The sequence below is a fragment of the Candidatus Dactylopiibacterium carminicum genome, from assembly GCF_014736495.1.
GTDB lineage: Bacteria > Pseudomonadota > Gammaproteobacteria > Burkholderiales > Rhodocyclaceae > Uliginosibacterium > Uliginosibacterium carminicum.
This window is the reverse complement of the sequence record NZ_MDUX01000071.1, coordinates 1-15104: the sequence shown is the minus strand read 5'-3', so window position 1 is coordinate 15104 and position 15104 is coordinate 1. Positions and strand designations below refer to the sequence as shown.

The window sequence follows — 15104 nt, the reverse complement described above, 5'->3', positions numbered from 1 at the left end:
TGAAAAACAGTATTTCATGAAGCTCGGGGCTGTCTAGGAAACCCGGGGCGATTCACTTCTTCCGTCGTCTGGGGTTCGAGGATTTCTCTGCCTTCCGCGAGCATCTGCGTCAGCAGCGCGTGCCGTCGCAATCGCCGTTGTCGCAGATCGACCATGCCGACGCCGCGCTGGCGCCACATTTGCTGCGCGACGCGCAGCGGCTCACTGCGCTGGCAGCCCAGCTTTCCGAAGCCGCTGCGCAGGAGGCCAGCCAGCATCTGGCGCGTGCCCGGCGCGTCTGGGTGATGGGCTATCGCAACAGTTTCCTCGCCGCTTTCTATGCCCATGCCTTGCTCTCTCAATTGCGCGGCGGTGTGCAGCTGCTCAATGACGCCACGGGCCAGGAGGCCGAGCGCCTGGCCGAAATCGGTGCGCAGGATGTGCTGCTGGTGATAGACTTCCGCCGCCGTACCCGCCGCCTGCAGTCTGTGGTGCGCGCCGCGTCCCAGGCCGGTGCCCGGGTGCTGCTGCTCACCGACAGTGCCATCAGCAGCCTGGCGGTGGGCGCCGGCACCGTGCTGGCCTGCCCGCGTCAGGACGAACAGGTATTCGATTCCTACGTCGCCGCGGTCAGCCTGGTGAACCATCTGGCGACCTGTGTCGCCGGCCTGCTGCACGGCAAGGCGCGTGCGCGGCTGGCGGCCATCGAGCAACTGCATGCCGCGCTGAATGACATTGACCAGCCCTGACCAATCCTGATATCTCCCGACAGCCGGAACTCATGACCATGCCTTCTCCCTCCCTTCCCCAGTTGCAGGCGGCGCTCTTCGTCAATCCCGCCTTTGCTTCCGCCGAAGCCTACGGCGCCGAACGGGCACACATCCTCAATCAGGAGGCATTGGCCACCGCCCGCGTGGCCATCGCGCGCTGGCCCGGCCATGCGCCGACTCCCCTGTGCGGTCTGCCGGCGCTGGCCCGCGAACTGGGTGTCGCGGCGCTTGATTACAAGGACGAAGGCGGGCGTTTCGGCCTCGGTAGTTTCAAGGCGCTGGGCGGTGCCTATGCCGTGGGCCGGCAGCTCTGCCGAGCGCTGTCGCAGCGGCTCGGCCGGGCGATCGGCTTGGAGGAATTGCCCGCGCTGCGCGCGCAGTGCGCCGACATCACGGTGACCTGCGCCACCGATGGCAACCATGGCCGCTCCGTGGCCTGGGGCGCGCGCATGTTCGGCTGCCGCTGCGTGATCTACATCCACGCCACCGTGAGCGAAGGGCGGCGTGCCGCCATCGCCGCCTATGGTGCGGAGGTGGTGCGCACCCGGGGCAACTATGACGATGCCGTGCAGCAGGCAGACCGCGATGCGCGTGCACAGGGCTGGTTCGTGATCTCGGATACGTCCTACCCCGGCTACATGGATGTGCCGCGCGACGTGATGCAGGGCTACCAGGTGATGGTGGAGGAGGCCGTCGGCCAGCTTGAGCGGCAAGGCCGTCCGTGGCCCACCCATATCTTCGTGCAGGCCGGCGTAGGCGGTTTTGCGGCGGCGGTGTGCGCCTATTTCTGGGAGCACGCCCGGCCCGGCGAGGCGCGGCCGGTGTTCGTGGTGGTCGAGCCTGAACGGGCCGACTGCCTGATGCGCAGCGCGCGCGCCGGCCGTGTGACGGCGGTGACGGGCGATCTGGATACCCTGATGGCGGGCCTGGCCTGTGGCGAGGTGTCTCTGCTGGCCTGGGAAATTCTGGAACGCGGTGCCACGGCTTTCTGCAACATCGCCGATGACAGCGCCGTGGCCGTGATGCGCCTGCTGGCGCATCCGCTGCCGGGTGACCCGGTCATCGTGGCGGGCGAATCCGCCGTGGCCGGCCTGGCCGCCGCCATCGCGGTGGCGCAGGATCCCGCGCAGCGAACCGCGCTGGGCATCGATCATGAAAGCCGCCTGTTGTTCTTCGGCAGCGAGGCGGATACCGACCCCGCGCTGTACGAACAGCTGGTGGGTACCAGCGCGGCAAAGATCCGCGAGGCAGACGAGCGTGACTGACACCGTGTTTCCACGCATCGATGCCGAGCGTCTGCTCGCCAGCCTGCAATCACTCGGTCAGCTCGGCGCGCTGCCGGGGGGCGGGGTGAATCGGCTGGCGCTCACCGATGCCGATCGCCTCGGGCGCGACTGGACCGTGCAGCGCATGCGCGAGCTGGGCATGGAAGTACGCATCGATGCCATCGGCAATGGCATCGCGGTCTATCCAGGGCAGGAGGATCGGCCGCCGGTGATGATGGGCTCGCACATCGATACCGTGCGCACCGGTGGTCTGTATGACGGCAACTATGGCGTGCTCGCCGGCCTGGAGGTGATCGCCACGCTGCGTGACGCCGGCCTGCGCACGCGGCGGCCGCTGGCCGTGGCCTTCTTCACCAATGAGGAAGGCGCGCGCTTCCAGCCGAACATGATGGGCAGCCTTGTCTACGTGGGCGGCCTGCCGTTGGCGGATGCCCTGACGACGCACGGCATCGATGGCCCCACGGTGGGTGCGGAGCTCGCGCGTATCGGCTATGCCGGCGCGGCGCCGGTGGGCGCACCACAGGTCGACAGTTATGTGGAGCTGCACATCGAGCAGGGTCTGGTGCTGGAGCAGCAGGGGCGGCAGATCGGCATCGTCGAGGGTGTGCAGGGCATTTCCTGGACCGAGTTCACGCTTGAAGGCACCTCCAATCACGCGGGCACCACGCCGATGGCCATGCGTCACGATGCAGGGCTGGTGGCCAGCCGCATCGCGGTGTTCGCACGCGAGCTGGCGCTGCGCCTGGGCGGACGGCAACTGGCGACCGTGGGCCTGATGGAAATGCGCCCGGGGCTGGTCAACGTCGTGCCCAACGAAGTGCTGTTCACCGTGGATCTGCGCAATACGGATGAGGCCGTGTTGCAGCAGGCCGAGGCCGAATTGCTGGCCTTCGCCGCGCAGGCCGCCGAGGCTGAGGGCGTGCGCTGCCGCACGCGGCCACTCGCGCGCTTCGCGCCGGTGGCGTTCGACCCGCGGGTGGTCGAGGAGGTGGCCGCGCAGGCTGGGGTGCTGGGCTTGTCCACGCTGCGCATGCCCAGCGGCGCCGGTCATGACGCACAGATACTGGCCCGCGTCTGCCCGGCCGGCATGATCTTCGTGCCCAGCGCGGGCGGCCTCAGCCACAACGTGCGCGAATACACCGCGCCGCAGGCTCTGGCGCAGGGCGCCCAGGTGCTGCTGCAGGTGGTGATGCAATTGGCCGATAGGCCCTGATCCTTACAGAAAGAGCATTCAAATGTCCCGATATCTCAACATCGCCATGGGTCAGCTGGGCCCGGTTCAGCGCAGCGACAGCCGCCGTCAGGTGGTGGCCAGGCTGTGCGACATGATGCGCGAAGCCCACGCCCTGGGTGCGCAGCTCATCGTCTATCCCGAACTGGCGCTCACCACCTTCTTCCCGCGTTGGTTCCTCGCGGATGACGCGGATATCGACAGTTTCTTCGAGCGCGAGATGCCCGGCCCCGAAACCCGGCCGCTGTTCGAGCTGGCCCATGCGCTGGGGGTGGGCTTCTATCTGGGCTACGCTGAGCTGGCGCAGGAGCAGGGCCGCTGGATGCGCTACAACACCGCTATCCTGGTCGATCAGCACGCAAAGATCGTCGGCAGGTACCGCAAGGTGCATCTGCCGGGCCATGCGGAGCACGAGCCCTGGCGGCGTTTCCAGCATCTGGAAAAGCGCTACTTCACGCCCGGCAGCCGCTTTGATGTGTACCAGGCCTTTGGTGGCATCGTCGGCATGGCCCTGTGCAACGACCGCCGCTGGGCCGAGACCTACCGCGTGATGGGCCTGCAGGGCGTGGAGCTGGTGATGATCGGCTACAACACACCGGTGCACAACGCGCCCGCGCCGCAGCACGACGACCTCTCGCTGTTCCACAACCAGCTCTCGATGCAGGCCGGCGCCTACCAGAACGGCACCTGGGTGGTCGGCGTGGCCAAGGCCGGGCTGGAAGAAGGCGTGGACAGCATCGGCGGCAGCTGCATCATCGCGCCCTCGGGCGAGGTGCGCGCCTGCTGCATCACCAAGGACGACGAAGTCGTGGTGGCGCGCTGCGATCTCGATTTTTGCGCCATCTACAAGCAGACCACCTTCAACTTCGACCGCCACCGCCGCCCCGAGGCCTACGACATGATCGTGCGGCGCAAGGGGGTGGCACTGGCGGCAGACGGCTCACCCTGGCACGAGCCGGAAGAGGCGTAGGCATTCGCCAGCAAGCCATGGCGCGCATTGTGCACCCTACGCGTCTAATGTCGCGCGGTGTCCGGAGGCGGCCGGCGTCGGGCCCGCTGCAGCATTTCGCGCAGCAATGTTTCGCGGTCGGCGGCGTCTGCCAGCTCCAGCTGGCGCAGAGCGTCATCCGGCAGGCTGATGCTGCTGCGGCGGTCATGGCGTACGGGCACCACGCGCCAGCCGGAGAGCAGAAGCCAGTCCCATAGCTCGGCGCGCATCGGATGCGAGACCGGGATCTTGAAGCCTTGGCGGACGATGCTTTCGCCTGCCCTGGGCGGAGGCGTGACTGGATGGGCGCGGCGTTTTGTGCGGACGCCGAAGAGCGTCCTGAGGAAATCCTTCATCTTGGCTCCTGTACAGGGCGGTGGATGGGGAAACCTGCACAAGTCTATGCATGCCGCAAGCGAGGTCCATCGGTGCGCGAGCAGCGGCAGCGGCAGCGGACGGGCGGTACGCGGCCGCGGCCCAAGCTGCGATAATCCCGCCTTTGCCGTAGAACAGTCTTCCCGGAAGACCCCGCATGAGCACGCCCAACGATTCCTCCCCCGATCTTTTCGGTGACGACGCGTCTGCCGTCGCCACGCCGGAGCCGCCCAAGGCCGAGACGCCGCCGCCCGCCCCACCGGCACCGCCCACGCTGCCGGAACTGCCCGAAGACCATCTGCCCATCGCCGCCTTTGCCGAGCGCGCCTACCTCGCCTACGCCATGAGCGTGGTGCGCGGTCGCGCGCTGCCGCAGGTGGAAGACGGGCTGAAGCCGGTGCAGCGGCGCATCCTCTACACCATGCACGCGATGCGCCTGGCGCCCGGCGCCAAGCCGGTGAAGTCCGCGCGCGTGGTCGGCGACGTGATGGGCAAGCTGCACCCGCACGGTGACTCCTCGATCTATGACGCCTCGGTGCGTCTGGCGCAGGATTTCTCGCTGCGCTACCCGCTGATCGACGGGCAGGGCAACTTCGGCTCGCGCGACGGCGATGGCGCCGCCGCGATGCGCTACACCGAAATGCGCCTGACGCCCTTGGCCGAGCTGCTGCTCGCCGAGATCGACATGGGCACGGTGGACTTCATCGCCAACTACGATGGCAGCACCGAAGAGCCCCGGCTGCTGCCGGCGCGCCTGCCGATGCTGCTGCTCAATGGCTCCTCCGGCATCGCCGTGGGCATGGCCACCGAATGCCCGCCGCACAATCTGCGCGAGGTCGCGGCCGCAGCCCAGCTCCTGATCAGGAAGCCGGAGGCCACGCTGGACGAAATCCGTGGCCTGCTGCCGGCGCCGGATTTTCCCGGCGGCGGCCAGATCATTTCGCCGGATTCGGTCATCCGCGATGCCTACGAATCCGGCCGTGGCTCCATCCGCATGCGCGCGCGCTGGCGCGTGGAGCAACTGGCGCGTGGCGCCTGGCGCGTGATCGTCGATGAGCTGCCGCAGGGCGTCTCCTCCAGCAAGGTGCTCTCCGAGATCGAGGCGGTGACCAATCCGCAGCCCAAGACCGGCAAGAAGGAAATCACCCAGGAAGAAAAGAACAACAAGGCGCTGGTACTCGGCGTGCTGGATGCCGCGCGCGACGAAAGCTCCGATCTTGCCCCGGTGCGTCTGGTGCTGGAGCCGAAGACGCGCACCCAGGATCCCGAGGAATTCATGCGCGTGCTGCTGGCGCACACCAGCCTCGAAGCCTCGGTGCCGATGAACCTTACCGTCGTCGGCCTGGATGGCCGGCCGGCGCAGAAGGGGCTCAAGGCGCTGTTGCAGGAATGGGTCAGCTTCCGCTTCACCACCGTCGAGCGCCGCACGCGGCATCGCCTCGGCCAGGTCGAGCGCCGCATCCACATCCTCGAAGGCCGCCAGATCGCCTGGCTGCACATCGATGAAGTGATCAAGGTGATCCGCGAGGCCGACGAGCCCAAGGCCGAGCTGATCGCGCGCTTCGACCTCAGCGAGATGCAGGCCGAGGACATCCTCGAAATCCGCCTGCGCCAGCTTGCCAGGCTCGAATACATCGCCATCGAGAAGGAGCTTGCCGGGCTGCGCGAAGAGCGTGCCGGTCTGCTCGAACTGCTCGAATCCCGTGCCGTGATGACCAGACTGATCCTCAAGGAAATCACCGAGGACGCGAAGAAATACGGCGACGACAGGCGTACGCTGGTCGAAGCCGCCATGCCCGTGGCCGCCGTCGAAACGCCGGTGCTGGACGAACCCGTCACCGTGATCCTGTCCAAGCACGGCTGGGTGCGCACCCGCCAGGGCCACGGTATCGACCCGCAGACACTCAGCTACAAGAGCGGCGACGCCGCCTTCCTGGTGGCCGAGGCGCGCACGCCCTGGCCGCTGGTGCTGATCGATACTACTGGCCGCGCCTACTCCGTGCGCATCAGCGATCTGCCCGGCGGCCGTGGCGACGGTGTGCCCATCACCACGCTGATCGAACTCGCCCCTGGCGCGCGCATCGCCCAGGCCATCGCCGACGATCCCGCCACCGACTGGTTCTTCGCCAACTCCGGCAGCTACGGCTTCATCACCAAGCTGGAAGAACTGGTCGGCCGCCAGCGTGCAGGCAAGGCCTTCATGACGCTGGAAGACAAGGAGCGCGTGCTTGCGCCGGCGAAGATCCAGGGCGACTGGCTCGCCGCTGCTTCCGGCAATGGGCGTCTGCTGTATTTCCCGCGCGCCGAGATGAAAGTCATGCCGCGCGGGCGCGGCATGATCGTGATGGGGCTGGACAAGAAGGAAGAACTCGCCGCCGTCTGCTGCCCGCCGACGGATGCCGTCGTCGTCAGCGGCATCGGCCGGGGCGCCAAGGAGACCGAATTCACTGTCAAGGGCGCCGCCCTCGAAGCCTGCCGCGGCAAGCGCGCGCGCAAGGGGGGCACGCTCACGCCCAAGGTCAAGCCGGACGGGGTGCGGGCGGTGGAGTGATCAACAGCTTTTGAATGGCAAGACACGGTCGTCTGGTTTTCGTGTCTTGCCATGCCTGTTTCGTGAAGCCGCACATGAGCAGAGCGAGCGTCATGAACCGCCTCGCTGTGCTTTGATCATTCGGCGTTGCCGAGCAGTATCTGGTTGAGTGCGGTGTTGATGTAATAGTTGTTGCGGCCGATCTTCTGTTTCTCCACGAATCCGCCTGCCGCCAGCGCATCGAGGTAACGGGTGGCGGTCAGCCGGGAAACTTTCAGATCCCGCTGTACGAATTCAATCTTTGTGTAGGGATGGGTGAACAGGTTGTTGATCAGATCCTGACTGTAAAACTTGTAACCCGCCCGGATCCGGTGCTTGTAGTCGAACAAGGCATGTTTGATGGCGTGGATGGTCTCGATGGTCTGGCCTGAGGTTCGTTCCACGGCCTCCAGCATGTAAAGCACCCAGTCTTCCCAAATGCCCTGATCCCGCACTGTCTGCAACAGGCGGTAGTAGTCGCCCTTGGTTCGTACTAGTCGCCCTTGGTTCGTACGATATGCCGGGAGAGGTAGAGCACCGGCACGTCCAGCAAGCCCTCTTTCACCAGATACAGCACGTTCAGGATTCGCCCCGTGCGGCCGTTGCCGTCGTAGAAAGGATGGATGCTTTCGAACTGGTGATGGATCAGTGCCATCTTGATCAATGGGTCCACCGCGAACAGTTCCGCATCGTTGATGAACCGCTCCAGGCCGGACATCAAGGCAACGATTTCGGCGGGCTTCTGGGGCGGCATGTACACCGTCGCCCCCTTGCCATCCTTGAGTGCGGGGCCCGGTAGCTTACGGAATCCTGCGTTGTTGCGTTCCAGCTCACCCTGTATCTGGATGATCTGATTAGCTGTGATCAGCCCGTTTTCCCGGACCAGTTGAAAGCCCAGATGCAAAGCCTGCCGATAGCGCAGCACTTCCTTGGTGGCCGGGCTGGCGGATGCTTCGGGAAGCACGTCGTCCTTGAACAGCTCATCGTGTGTCGTCACGATGTTTTCGATTTCCGAACTGTCCTTCGCCTCCTGAAGACCAAGAGTATTGATCAGGATGCCCTGGTTCGGGATGGAGGCTGCGATGCCTTTCAATTCGGCCAATGCCCGGCTGGCGCTGGCCAGCCGCTTCAGGATGGCAGGCGTGTCGAAACGTGCCGGATCCAATTGTTCAAGTGGAAAGATGCCGGACATCGAGCGGCCTCCAAGAGGGAAATGTTCAAAACGCCTTGGTTTTTATACTCTTCTTTCTGATGTGTATAGAAAAAAAGATTTTTTATACATGTCGGATTGCACATGTATCAAATGCTCCGAGTTTTGGACAGGATTTTCGGGGCCGATAGCACTGAAATGAGAAAAGCGCCGCGAGTGATCGCTACGCTTTTTCTTTCATGCCATTGGATCACTTGACCAGGCGGAACGGGTCCTTGACCGGGCGCTTGGTAGCGTCGGCGTTGTTCCAGAAGTTCTGCAGCACCCAGCCGTATTCGGGCAGGCCGTTGATGAAGGGCGGCAGCATCGCGTCGGCCGTCGAGTTCTTCCAGTCGGCCTGTAGTTCGGCGCCCAGCGCGAAGACGGTGTTGAGCTGCGCACCAGCGGAGGTCATGCGTTGCATGGCGGCGTCGGCTTCGTACTTGCTCCAGGCGCCGGAGGCATCCACCACCGGGTGCACAACGTAGCCGTCATTGAGCATGGACAGCGTCGGGAATGCTACGCAGGTGCCCAGGGTGACACCCGAGATGATGATGTGCCTGCGGCCGGTTTTGGCGACCAGATCTTCCAGCGCCTTGCGGAAGGTCGGGTCTTCATAGGCGTTGATGATGCCGGTACGGCGATAGATCGGCTGATCCTTGAAGATCTCCTTGAGCTCGGGCAGCGTGTCGCCGTTCTGCCATTGCGCGTTGGACGAGGTGATCAGCACCGGGATGTCCAGCGCCTTGGCCATCTGCGCCAGTGACACCACGTTGCTCTTGTAGCCGGAGCCCTGCTGGAAATCGCGCGTGCTGGCCATCAGACCGACCTGGTGGTCGATGAACAGCATGATGCTGTTCGCGGGCGTGGGTTTTTCGTAGGTTACGCGTCCGGCCTTGCGGGCGTCGGCGGGGCTGACCTTGTTGGCCAGCACCTTGTCGGTGATCGGGCTGACGATGTCGGCCGGGCGCTCCTGGGCGGAAGCCAGGCTGGTGATGCCGGCGAGGGCGAGCGCTGCGGCGATGCGGGTGAGTTGCTTGGTCATGATGTACTCCGTGATGTTTCGAGGCGTTGGGGGAAAGGGGCGATGCCGTTCACTTGAGATGCAGAAGTCATCGAGAGGCAAGCCGGAATCCAGTGTTTCAGGCACATCTGGATTCCGGCTTTCGCCGGGATGACGCCGATTCGAAAGGGTCGCTACCTGAATGAATGGCGTTGGGGGTCAGGTGCGGTGGATCCAGGTCGGTGCGATCTGTGTGCCGTGCCCGGCGCCGTAGGCGAAATAGATGTTCAGTCCGGCCACTGGCTCCAGATAGCGTGCGTTTTGCAGGCCGCCGGCATCGACGGGCGTGAAGCCGAGGCTGTCGATCAGCGTGCGCACGGTCTGCTTGGCTGCCGCGTCGTCACCGGCGTAGAACACTGGCACGGTCTGGCCATTGCCGAAGGCCGGGCCTTCCGCCAGAACCTGGGCCAGTACGGTGTTGAAGGCCTTGACCACGTGTGCGCCGGGCACGGTCTTGGCGATTTCTTCGGCGGCCGAGCTGCTGTAGCCCAGCGTGAGGCCCATGTAATCGGCGGTCAGCGGGTTGGTGATGTCGATCACGACCCCCGCCCTTGGAGCGAGCCGAGGGCTTGCAGCGCCGGCACGGCGTCGGGGTACGCCGTCGCGACGATGACCACCTGCGAGTCGCCGAGTGCGTCGGCGGCGGAGACGGCCTTGACGCCAGGGTGTGCCGAGGCCAGCGCCTGCGCCTTGGCCTGGTCGCGCGCCACAATGCGTACCTGGTGACCTGCCGCGCTGAGTTGCTTGACGAAGCCCGAGCCCATGTTGCCGGCGCCGATGAGGGTGATGTTCATGGTGTTGTCCTTTCCGAGGTCATTGGATTGAGGCGTGCTGCCGTTGCCGCTTTCGCGTTGTCAGCAGTGGCGCTGACGTGGAATGGACTTTATTCGTGTCGCCAAAAGGAATAAATTCGCTTTCTCTAGATTGATTGTTCCTTTTTGAGAGACTATGGATCTGTTTCAGGCCATGAAGACCTTCACGGCGGTGGTCGAGGCGGGCAGCTTTGTGGGCGCCATGGATGCGCTGGAGATATCCAAGCCCGCTGTCTCGCGCCACGTCGCCGAACTGGAGGAACATCTGGGAACACGCCTGCTGCAGCGCACGACGCGCCGGCTTTCATTGACTGACGAGGGGCTGCGCTACTACCAGCGCTGCAAGGAAGTCCTGCAGGCGGTGCAGGAAGCCGAGGCCGAGGTCGGCGCAGCTTCGGGGCGGGTGCACGGGTGGCTGCGCGTCGGGGCGCCGCAGACCTTCGGCGCGTTGCATCTGGCGCCGCTGTGGGGGCGTTTCGCGGCGGAGAATCCACAGGTGGTGCTGGACATCGTGCTGTCGGACCGCGTGGTCGATCTGGTCGAGGAAGGCTATGACCTGGTGGTGCGCATCGCCCGTCTGCCGGACTCCAACCTGGTCAGCCGCGTGCTCGCCTATACGCGCATGGTGCTGTGCGCGTCGCCCGACTATCTGGCACGACATGGCACGCCTCGGCAGCCGCACGAGCTGGCGCAGCATGACGTGATTTCCTACAGCTACTGGTCGTCCGGGGATGTCTGGAGTTTCACCGGCCCGCAGGGCGAGGTGAGCGTGCGCACGCGTTCACGCATTCATGCCAACAATGGCGACACCTGTCGTGCTGCGGCGCTGGCACATCAGGGCGTCATCCTGCAACCCGATTTCCTGGTTCACGAGGATCTGCACAGCGGGCGGCTGGTGGCATTGCTGCCCGGCTTCCAGACAGTCCGGCTGGGGATCTACGCCCTTTATCCCACGCGCAGGCAGTTGCCGCTCAAGGTCCGGCGTCTGGTGGATTTCCTGGTGGATGCGTTGCGGCAGCAGCCCTGGGCAGAGCCTCCGTCACCAGGAGGGTGAAGGTTTCGGGCGAGGGGTCAGGCCAGCCGCCAGCCGTCCAGGAACAGAAACTTTCTGCCCAGAAAACGTCGGGTACGGATTGCCAGCGGCTGGGTGGCGGGGAAGCGGTGCGGCACGAAGACTTCCACGCCCTGGATCTCTCGCAAGGTGTGCTGATCTGGCCTGCGTGGCCTGCCGAAGCGCACGCCGGGGCAGGGCGTGATTTCCAGACAGCAGGATTCGATGGTCTGCGGCGCATCGATGAAGATGGGCTGCCGGCGCTCGGCAATGAAGGCGAGGGCGTCGTCTGTCAGGGTCAGCATGTCGTCGTTCCGGAACTGGTCTGCACCCGCATCTTAAGAAGGCCCGCCCATCTCCGGCGAGGATTCGCGCCAGTGGTCGCCAGCGCCGGGGCTGCGGTCGGAGAGGGCAGGGGAGCGGTCGATCCGCAGAACCGTGCCGGCGCATTGCTGGTTCCACGACCTGAACAGGCCTATCATCCGCTGGTCGGCCCCTTGGCCGACACGTCTTCAGGGCGGGGCGGAATTCCCCACCGGCGGTAGGCGGGGCGCGGCATATGCCGTTGATTCCGTGAGCCCGCGAGCGCCCGCTGTCTTGTGCGGCGGGGTCAGCAGACCTGGTTGAAAGCCAGGGCCGACGGTCATAGTCCGGATGAAAGAAGATGCGCGGAGATTTCCATGCCTCCCGGGCCGGCACTGCCGTGCACGACGGCGTGGCCATGACGCGCGCCCCGAAAACGTCTTCTCAATCTTTCTTCACAGAGGAGCGTTTGCATGACCACCCAGGCTTATATCCGAGCACCTGAATCTCCCGCCATCAGCCAGGCCGCCTCCCGCGCGGTGCTGGTCAGCCGTGTTGAGGCTGCGCTGGCCGCGATGCGTGCGGGATTGCCCGTCGTCCTGATGGATGATTACGACCGCGAGAACGAAGCGGACCTCATCCTGGCCGCAGAGCGCATCACCGAACAGTCCATGGCCCAGCTGATCCGCGACTGCAGTGGCATCGTCTGTCTGTGCCTGACGGAGGCGCGGCTTGCACGCCTGGCGCTGCCCCAGATGGTGGCGCACAACGATAGTCGCCACGGCACGGCCTTCACCGTCACGATCGAAGCCCGCCAGGGCGTGACCATCGGTGTCAGCGCCGGAGACCGGCTGACCACCATCCGCGCCGCGATCCATCCCGATGCGAAGCCCGAGGACCTCGCGCGGCCCGGGCATATCTTCCCCTTGCGTGCCCACCCCGGTGGCCTGAAAGCGCGGCGGGGGCATACCGAAGGGGCCGTCTGCCTGGCCAGCCTCGCCGGCCTGGAACCTGCCGCCGTGCTGTGCGAGCTGATGAATGCGGACGGCACGATGGCGCGCGGCGAAGCCGTGCATGACTATGCCGGACGGCATGGGCTGCCGCTGCTCGCGATCGAGGATCTGATCCAGTATCTGGGCGACGGGGCGAATTGACGCGAATCGCCCGGATGAGGCGGCTTTCTGCCGGTGGCGCAGGGGTAACTCAGTGCGCGCCGGCGCGAGCCGCAAGCTTCGCCCGGCTCACGGCGGCCGCGATGGCCGCCGATACCAGCCCCAGCAGCACGAGTACGACCGTCAGCACCATGACGAAGGCTTCGTCGAAGGCGCCGCGTGCGAGCGTGACGAGCTGAGCGGCGGCTCCCGGTGTCAGCGCCTCAGCGGCGATCAGAGCTTCATCCAGACTGTCGCGTGCCGTTTCGGCCACGGCCAGTCCGATGGGCAGCGAGAGCGACGCTGAATACACCATCGACAGCACGCTGCCGAGCAACGCCACGCCGATCGCGCCGCCCAGCTCGTAGGACACCTCTTCCACCGCGGCAGCCATGCCTGCCCGCTCGGCCGGCGCATTGAGCATGATCGCGCTGGAGGCGCCGGTGATCACGGTGCCCAAACCCAGCCCCAGTACCGTCAGGCTCGCCAGCAGTGGCCCCAGCGAGCCGGCATAGGTCAGCATCAGGCCCAGCGTACCGAGGGCGGATACCGCCAGCGCCGTGGCCATCATCCGGCCGGGGTCCAGCCATTTCAGCGCCAGCCCGGCCAGCGGCCCGGCAATGAACGCTGCCAGCGGGATCGGCAGGATCAGGTAGGCCGCCTGCAGTGGTGACAGCCCCAGCACCAGTTGCAAGCGTTGCGTGAACACCAGTTCGATGCCGATCAGCGCTACAGATGCCGTGATCGCGGCCGCGACGCCGGACGAAAAACGCCGGTTGCGGAACAGCGCGAAGTCGATCAATGGCGCCGCGGAGCGACGCTGCCGGCGCACGAACAGCAGCACGAAGCCGCATCCGAGCAGCGTGGCGATGGTCACTGCCGCCAGGGAGGGCGAGCGATGGCCCAGGGCCTTGATCGCATAGGCTAGCGAGACGAGGCCCACCATGATCTGCAGGGAGCCCAGCAGATCCCAGCGGCGGGTCGAATCCCCCTCGCGTGCGGGGATCAGCCGCCAGGCCAGCGGCAGCGCCAGCAGCACGATGGGCACGTTGATCAGGAATACCGAGCCCCACCAGAAATGCTCCAGCAGCAGCAGCCCGCCGACCACCGGCCCCAGTGCGGCGCCGCCCGAAGCCACTGCGGCCCATACGCCGATGGCGAAGGCGCGCTCGTCGTCATCCTGGAAGGTGTGGCGGATGATGGAAAGGGTGGCCGGCATCATCATCGCCGCGCCCACGGCCAGCAGTGCGCGTGAGGCGATCAGCAAGGCCGCGCCGGGTGAGTAGGCTGCACAGGCGGAGGCCACGCCAAATACCATCAGACCTGCCAGGAACAGACGCTTGTGTCCCAGGCGGTCGCCCAGCGTGCCGGCGCCGGGCAGCAGGCCTGCCACGACCAGCGGATAGGTATTCACGATCCAGAGTTTTTCCGCCGCGCTGGCGGCAAGATCGTGGGTCAGGCGCGGCAAGGCGGTGTACAGCACGGTCATGTCGATGACGATGAGGAACAGCGCCACCGATACGATCACCAGCACCAGCCAGCGATTGCCGGTTGCAGGTGTGGGGAGGGCTGAATCCTGATGCATGATGATCTCCGTGCCGGGGGATGCCGGGTGAAGCAGTGATGGGGCTGGCGTTGCGGCGGCGCATGACGGTGCGCGGGCAACGGACTTGCCAAAGCGATGAGGCGTAATTATAAATACGAACGTATTTATTTGAAAGGGAGGCCATGGGCCGCAACAAGACCATAGACCGCGATGCGGTACTCGATGTTGCCGAAAGCATCGTCCGCCAGGCCGGTGCAGCCGGCCTCACCATCGATGCTGTGGCCCGGGCTGCCGGCATCAGCAAGGGGGGCGTGCAGTCGTGTTTCGGTAGCAAGGATGCGCTCATCGATGCCATGTTCGGGCGCTGGGAGCAGAGCTATCAGAGCTACTTCCAGCCCATTGTGGGCGACGACCCGCAGCCCGTCACCCGTGTGCGCGCCCATGTCGAGGCGACCCATCGTTCCGATGCGATCTCCAATGCCAAGGCTGCCGGGCTGATGGCAGCCCTGATCCAGTCGCCCGAGCATCTGACTGGCACGCGCGACTGGTATCGCCAGCGGATCGCGGGGCTGGACATCCGTCAGGAAGCCGACCGCCGCGCCTTGCTGGCTTTCTTTGCCACCGAGGGCGCATTCATGCTCAGGTTCTTCGGCCTGATGGATTTCGAGCCGTCCCAATGGGAGGCGGCGTTCGTGGATATCGAACGCTTGTTCGGGGAAATGTAGCTGGCGCGGACCTAGAGCCTGTTCACAGTATCCGGAATGTGTTTACATTCTGGAATTTGGGTGTGA

Annotated in this window: 16 protein-coding genes and 1 riboswitch; of the genes, 8 read left to right on the top strand and 8 right to left on the bottom strand. The window is 65.4% G+C overall.

Annotated features, from left to right (window positions below):
- Positions 1-137 precede the first annotated feature (137 nt).
- The 4 genes from BGI27_RS15800 to BGI27_RS15785 are packed head-to-tail and all read left to right on the top strand — an operon-like array spanning position 138 to position 4236.
- Positions 138-728 (top strand): MurR/RpiR family transcriptional regulator, encoded by a 591-nt coding sequence (locus BGI27_RS15800; RefSeq protein ID WP_170943075.1) that lies wholly within the window; start codon positions 138-140, stop codon positions 726-728.
- 38 nt (positions 729-766) lie between these two features.
- Positions 767-2014, top strand: coding sequence for a diaminopropionate ammonia-lyase (locus tag BGI27_RS15795; protein ID WP_223871854.1), 1248 nt, complete (start codon positions 767-769; stop codon positions 2012-2014).
- On the top strand, positions 2007-3248 hold the full coding sequence (locus tag BGI27_RS15790; protein WP_223871853.1) for a Zn-dependent hydrolase: 1242 nt from the start codon (positions 2007-2009) through the stop codon (positions 3246-3248). Before BGI27_RS15795 ends, BGI27_RS15790 begins: the two co-directional genes overlap by 8 nt.
- Positions 3249-3270: 22 nt before the next feature.
- On the top strand, positions 3271-4236 hold the full coding sequence (locus BGI27_RS15785; RefSeq protein ID WP_095525779.1) for an N-carbamoyl-D-amino-acid hydrolase: 966 nt from the start codon (positions 3271-3273) through the stop codon (positions 4234-4236).
- Between the two features lie 44 nt (positions 4237-4280).
- Here BGI27_RS15785 and BGI27_RS15780 read toward each other — a convergent pair whose 3' ends face one another.
- Positions 4281-4610 carry a hypothetical protein gene (locus BGI27_RS15780; RefSeq protein WP_095525778.1) on the bottom strand — a complete coding sequence of 110 codons (330 nt, stop codon included), beginning with the start codon at positions 4608-4610 and terminating at the stop codon, positions 4281-4283.
- Positions 4611-4786: 176 nt separating this feature from the next.
- On the opposite strand from BGI27_RS15780, the gene parC reads away from it, so the two are divergent.
- Positions 4787-7180, top strand: coding sequence for a DNA topoisomerase IV subunit A (parC, locus tag BGI27_RS15775; RefSeq protein WP_095525777.1), 2394 nt, complete (start codon positions 4787-4789; stop codon positions 7178-7180).
- Positions 7181-7296: 116 nt separating this feature from the next.
- Here the strand turns inward: parC and BGI27_RS18290 are convergent, their stop codons facing one another.
- The 5 genes from BGI27_RS18290 to BGI27_RS18275 all read right to left on the bottom strand — a co-directional run bounded on the left by BGI27_RS18290 (position 7297) and on the right by BGI27_RS18275 (position 10244).
- Positions 7297-7614, bottom strand: a complete 318-nt coding sequence (locus BGI27_RS18290; protein ID WP_338140502.1) for a Fic family protein — start codon at positions 7612-7614, stop codon at positions 7297-7299.
- A gap of 77 nt (positions 7615-7691) precedes the next feature.
- Positions 7692-8390 (bottom strand): Fic family protein, encoded by a 699-nt coding sequence (locus BGI27_RS18285; protein ID WP_223871851.1) that lies wholly within the window; start codon positions 8388-8390, stop codon positions 7692-7694.
- Between the two features lie 208 nt (positions 8391-8598).
- Positions 8599-9432, bottom strand: a complete 834-nt coding sequence (locus BGI27_RS15765; RefSeq protein WP_095525776.1) for an isochorismatase family protein — start codon at positions 9430-9432, stop codon at positions 8599-8601.
- A gap of 177 nt (positions 9433-9609) precedes the next feature.
- A complete protein-coding gene (locus tag BGI27_RS18280; protein WP_223871850.1) occupies positions 9610-9990 on the bottom strand; it encodes an NADPH-dependent F420 reductase in 381 nt (126 codons plus the stop codon).
- Positions 9987-10244: an NAD(P)-binding domain-containing protein gene (locus tag BGI27_RS18275; protein WP_223871849.1), complete on the bottom strand. Its 258-nt coding sequence runs from the start codon at positions 10242-10244 to the stop codon at positions 9987-9989. Before BGI27_RS18275 ends, BGI27_RS18280 begins: the two co-directional genes overlap by 4 nt.
- A 154-nt stretch (positions 10245-10398) precedes the next feature.
- Between BGI27_RS18275 and BGI27_RS15755 the strand changes: the two genes are divergently transcribed.
- Complete coding sequence (locus tag BGI27_RS15755; RefSeq protein ID WP_095525775.1) at positions 10399-11316, top strand: LysR family transcriptional regulator; 918 nt, start codon at positions 10399-10401, stop codon at positions 11314-11316.
- A 17-nt stretch (positions 11317-11333) separates the two neighbouring features.
- Here BGI27_RS15755 and BGI27_RS15750 read toward each other — a convergent pair whose 3' ends face one another.
- On the bottom strand, positions 11334-11618 hold the full coding sequence (locus BGI27_RS15750) for a CC/Se motif family (seleno)protein (protein ID WP_095525774.1): 285 nt from the start codon (positions 11616-11618) through the stop codon (positions 11334-11336).
- 199 nt (positions 11619-11817) lie between these two features.
- Positions 11818-11983, top strand: a riboswitch (FMN riboswitch).
- 106 nt (positions 11984-12089) lie between these two features.
- Between BGI27_RS15750 and ribB the strand changes: the two genes are divergently transcribed.
- Positions 12090-12770: a 3,4-dihydroxy-2-butanone-4-phosphate synthase gene (ribB, locus tag BGI27_RS15745; protein WP_095525773.1), complete on the top strand. Its 681-nt coding sequence runs from the start codon at positions 12090-12092 to the stop codon at positions 12768-12770.
- A 49-nt stretch (positions 12771-12819) separates the two neighbouring features.
- Here the strand turns inward: ribB and BGI27_RS15740 are convergent, their stop codons facing one another.
- On the bottom strand, positions 12820-14352 hold the full coding sequence (locus tag BGI27_RS15740) for an MFS transporter (protein ID WP_095525772.1): 1533 nt from the start codon (positions 14350-14352) through the stop codon (positions 12820-12822).
- Positions 14353-14495: 143 nt separating this feature from the next.
- Here BGI27_RS15740 and BGI27_RS15735 point away from each other — a divergent pair, with 143 nt between their 5' ends.
- Positions 14496-15038: a TetR/AcrR family transcriptional regulator gene (locus BGI27_RS15735; protein ID WP_095525771.1), complete on the top strand. Its 543-nt coding sequence runs from the start codon at positions 14496-14498 to the stop codon at positions 15036-15038.
- Positions 15039-15104 lie beyond the last annotated feature (66 nt).

Coding starts and splice junctions, on each gene's coding strand:
- BGI27_RS15795 (WP_223871854.1), top strand. CDS start 767: ATGCCTTCTCCCTCCCTTCCCCAGTTGCAGGCGGCGCTCTTCGTCAAT.
- BGI27_RS15785 (WP_095525779.1), top strand. CDS start 3,271: ATGTCCCGATATCTCAACATCGCCATGGGTCAGCTGGGCCCGGTTCAG.
- BGI27_RS15780 (WP_095525778.1), bottom strand. CDS start 4,610: ATGAAGGATTTCCTCAGGACGCTCTTCGGCGTCCGCACAAAACGCCGC.
- parC (WP_095525777.1), top strand. CDS start 4,787: ATGAGCACGCCCAACGATTCCTCCCCCGATCTTTTCGGTGACGACGCG.
- BGI27_RS18290 (WP_338140502.1), bottom strand. CDS start 7,614: ATGCTGGAGGCCGTGGAACGAACCTCAGGCCAGACCATCGAGACCATC.
- BGI27_RS18285 (WP_223871851.1), bottom strand. CDS start 8,390: ATGTCCGGCATCTTTCCACTTGAACAATTGGATCCGGCACGTTTCGAC.
- BGI27_RS15765 (WP_095525776.1), bottom strand. CDS start 9,432: ATGACCAAGCAACTCACCCGCATCGCCGCAGCGCTCGCCCTCGCCGGC.
- BGI27_RS18275 (WP_223871849.1), bottom strand. CDS start 10,244: ATGAACATCACCCTCATCGGCGCCGGCAACATGGGCTCGGGCTTCGTC.
- BGI27_RS15755 (WP_095525775.1), top strand. CDS start 10,399: ATGGATCTGTTTCAGGCCATGAAGACCTTCACGGCGGTGGTCGAGGCG.
- BGI27_RS15750 (WP_095525774.1), bottom strand. CDS start 11,618: ATGCTGACCCTGACAGACGACGCCCTCGCCTTCATTGCCGAGCGCCGG.
- ribB (WP_095525773.1), top strand. CDS start 12,090: ATGACCACCCAGGCTTATATCCGAGCACCTGAATCTCCCGCCATCAGC.
- BGI27_RS15740 (WP_095525772.1), bottom strand. CDS start 14,352: ATGCATCAGGATTCAGCCCTCCCCACACCTGCAACCGGCAATCGCTGG.
- BGI27_RS15735 (WP_095525771.1), top strand. CDS start 14,496: ATGGGCCGCAACAAGACCATAGACCGCGATGCGGTACTCGATGTTGCC.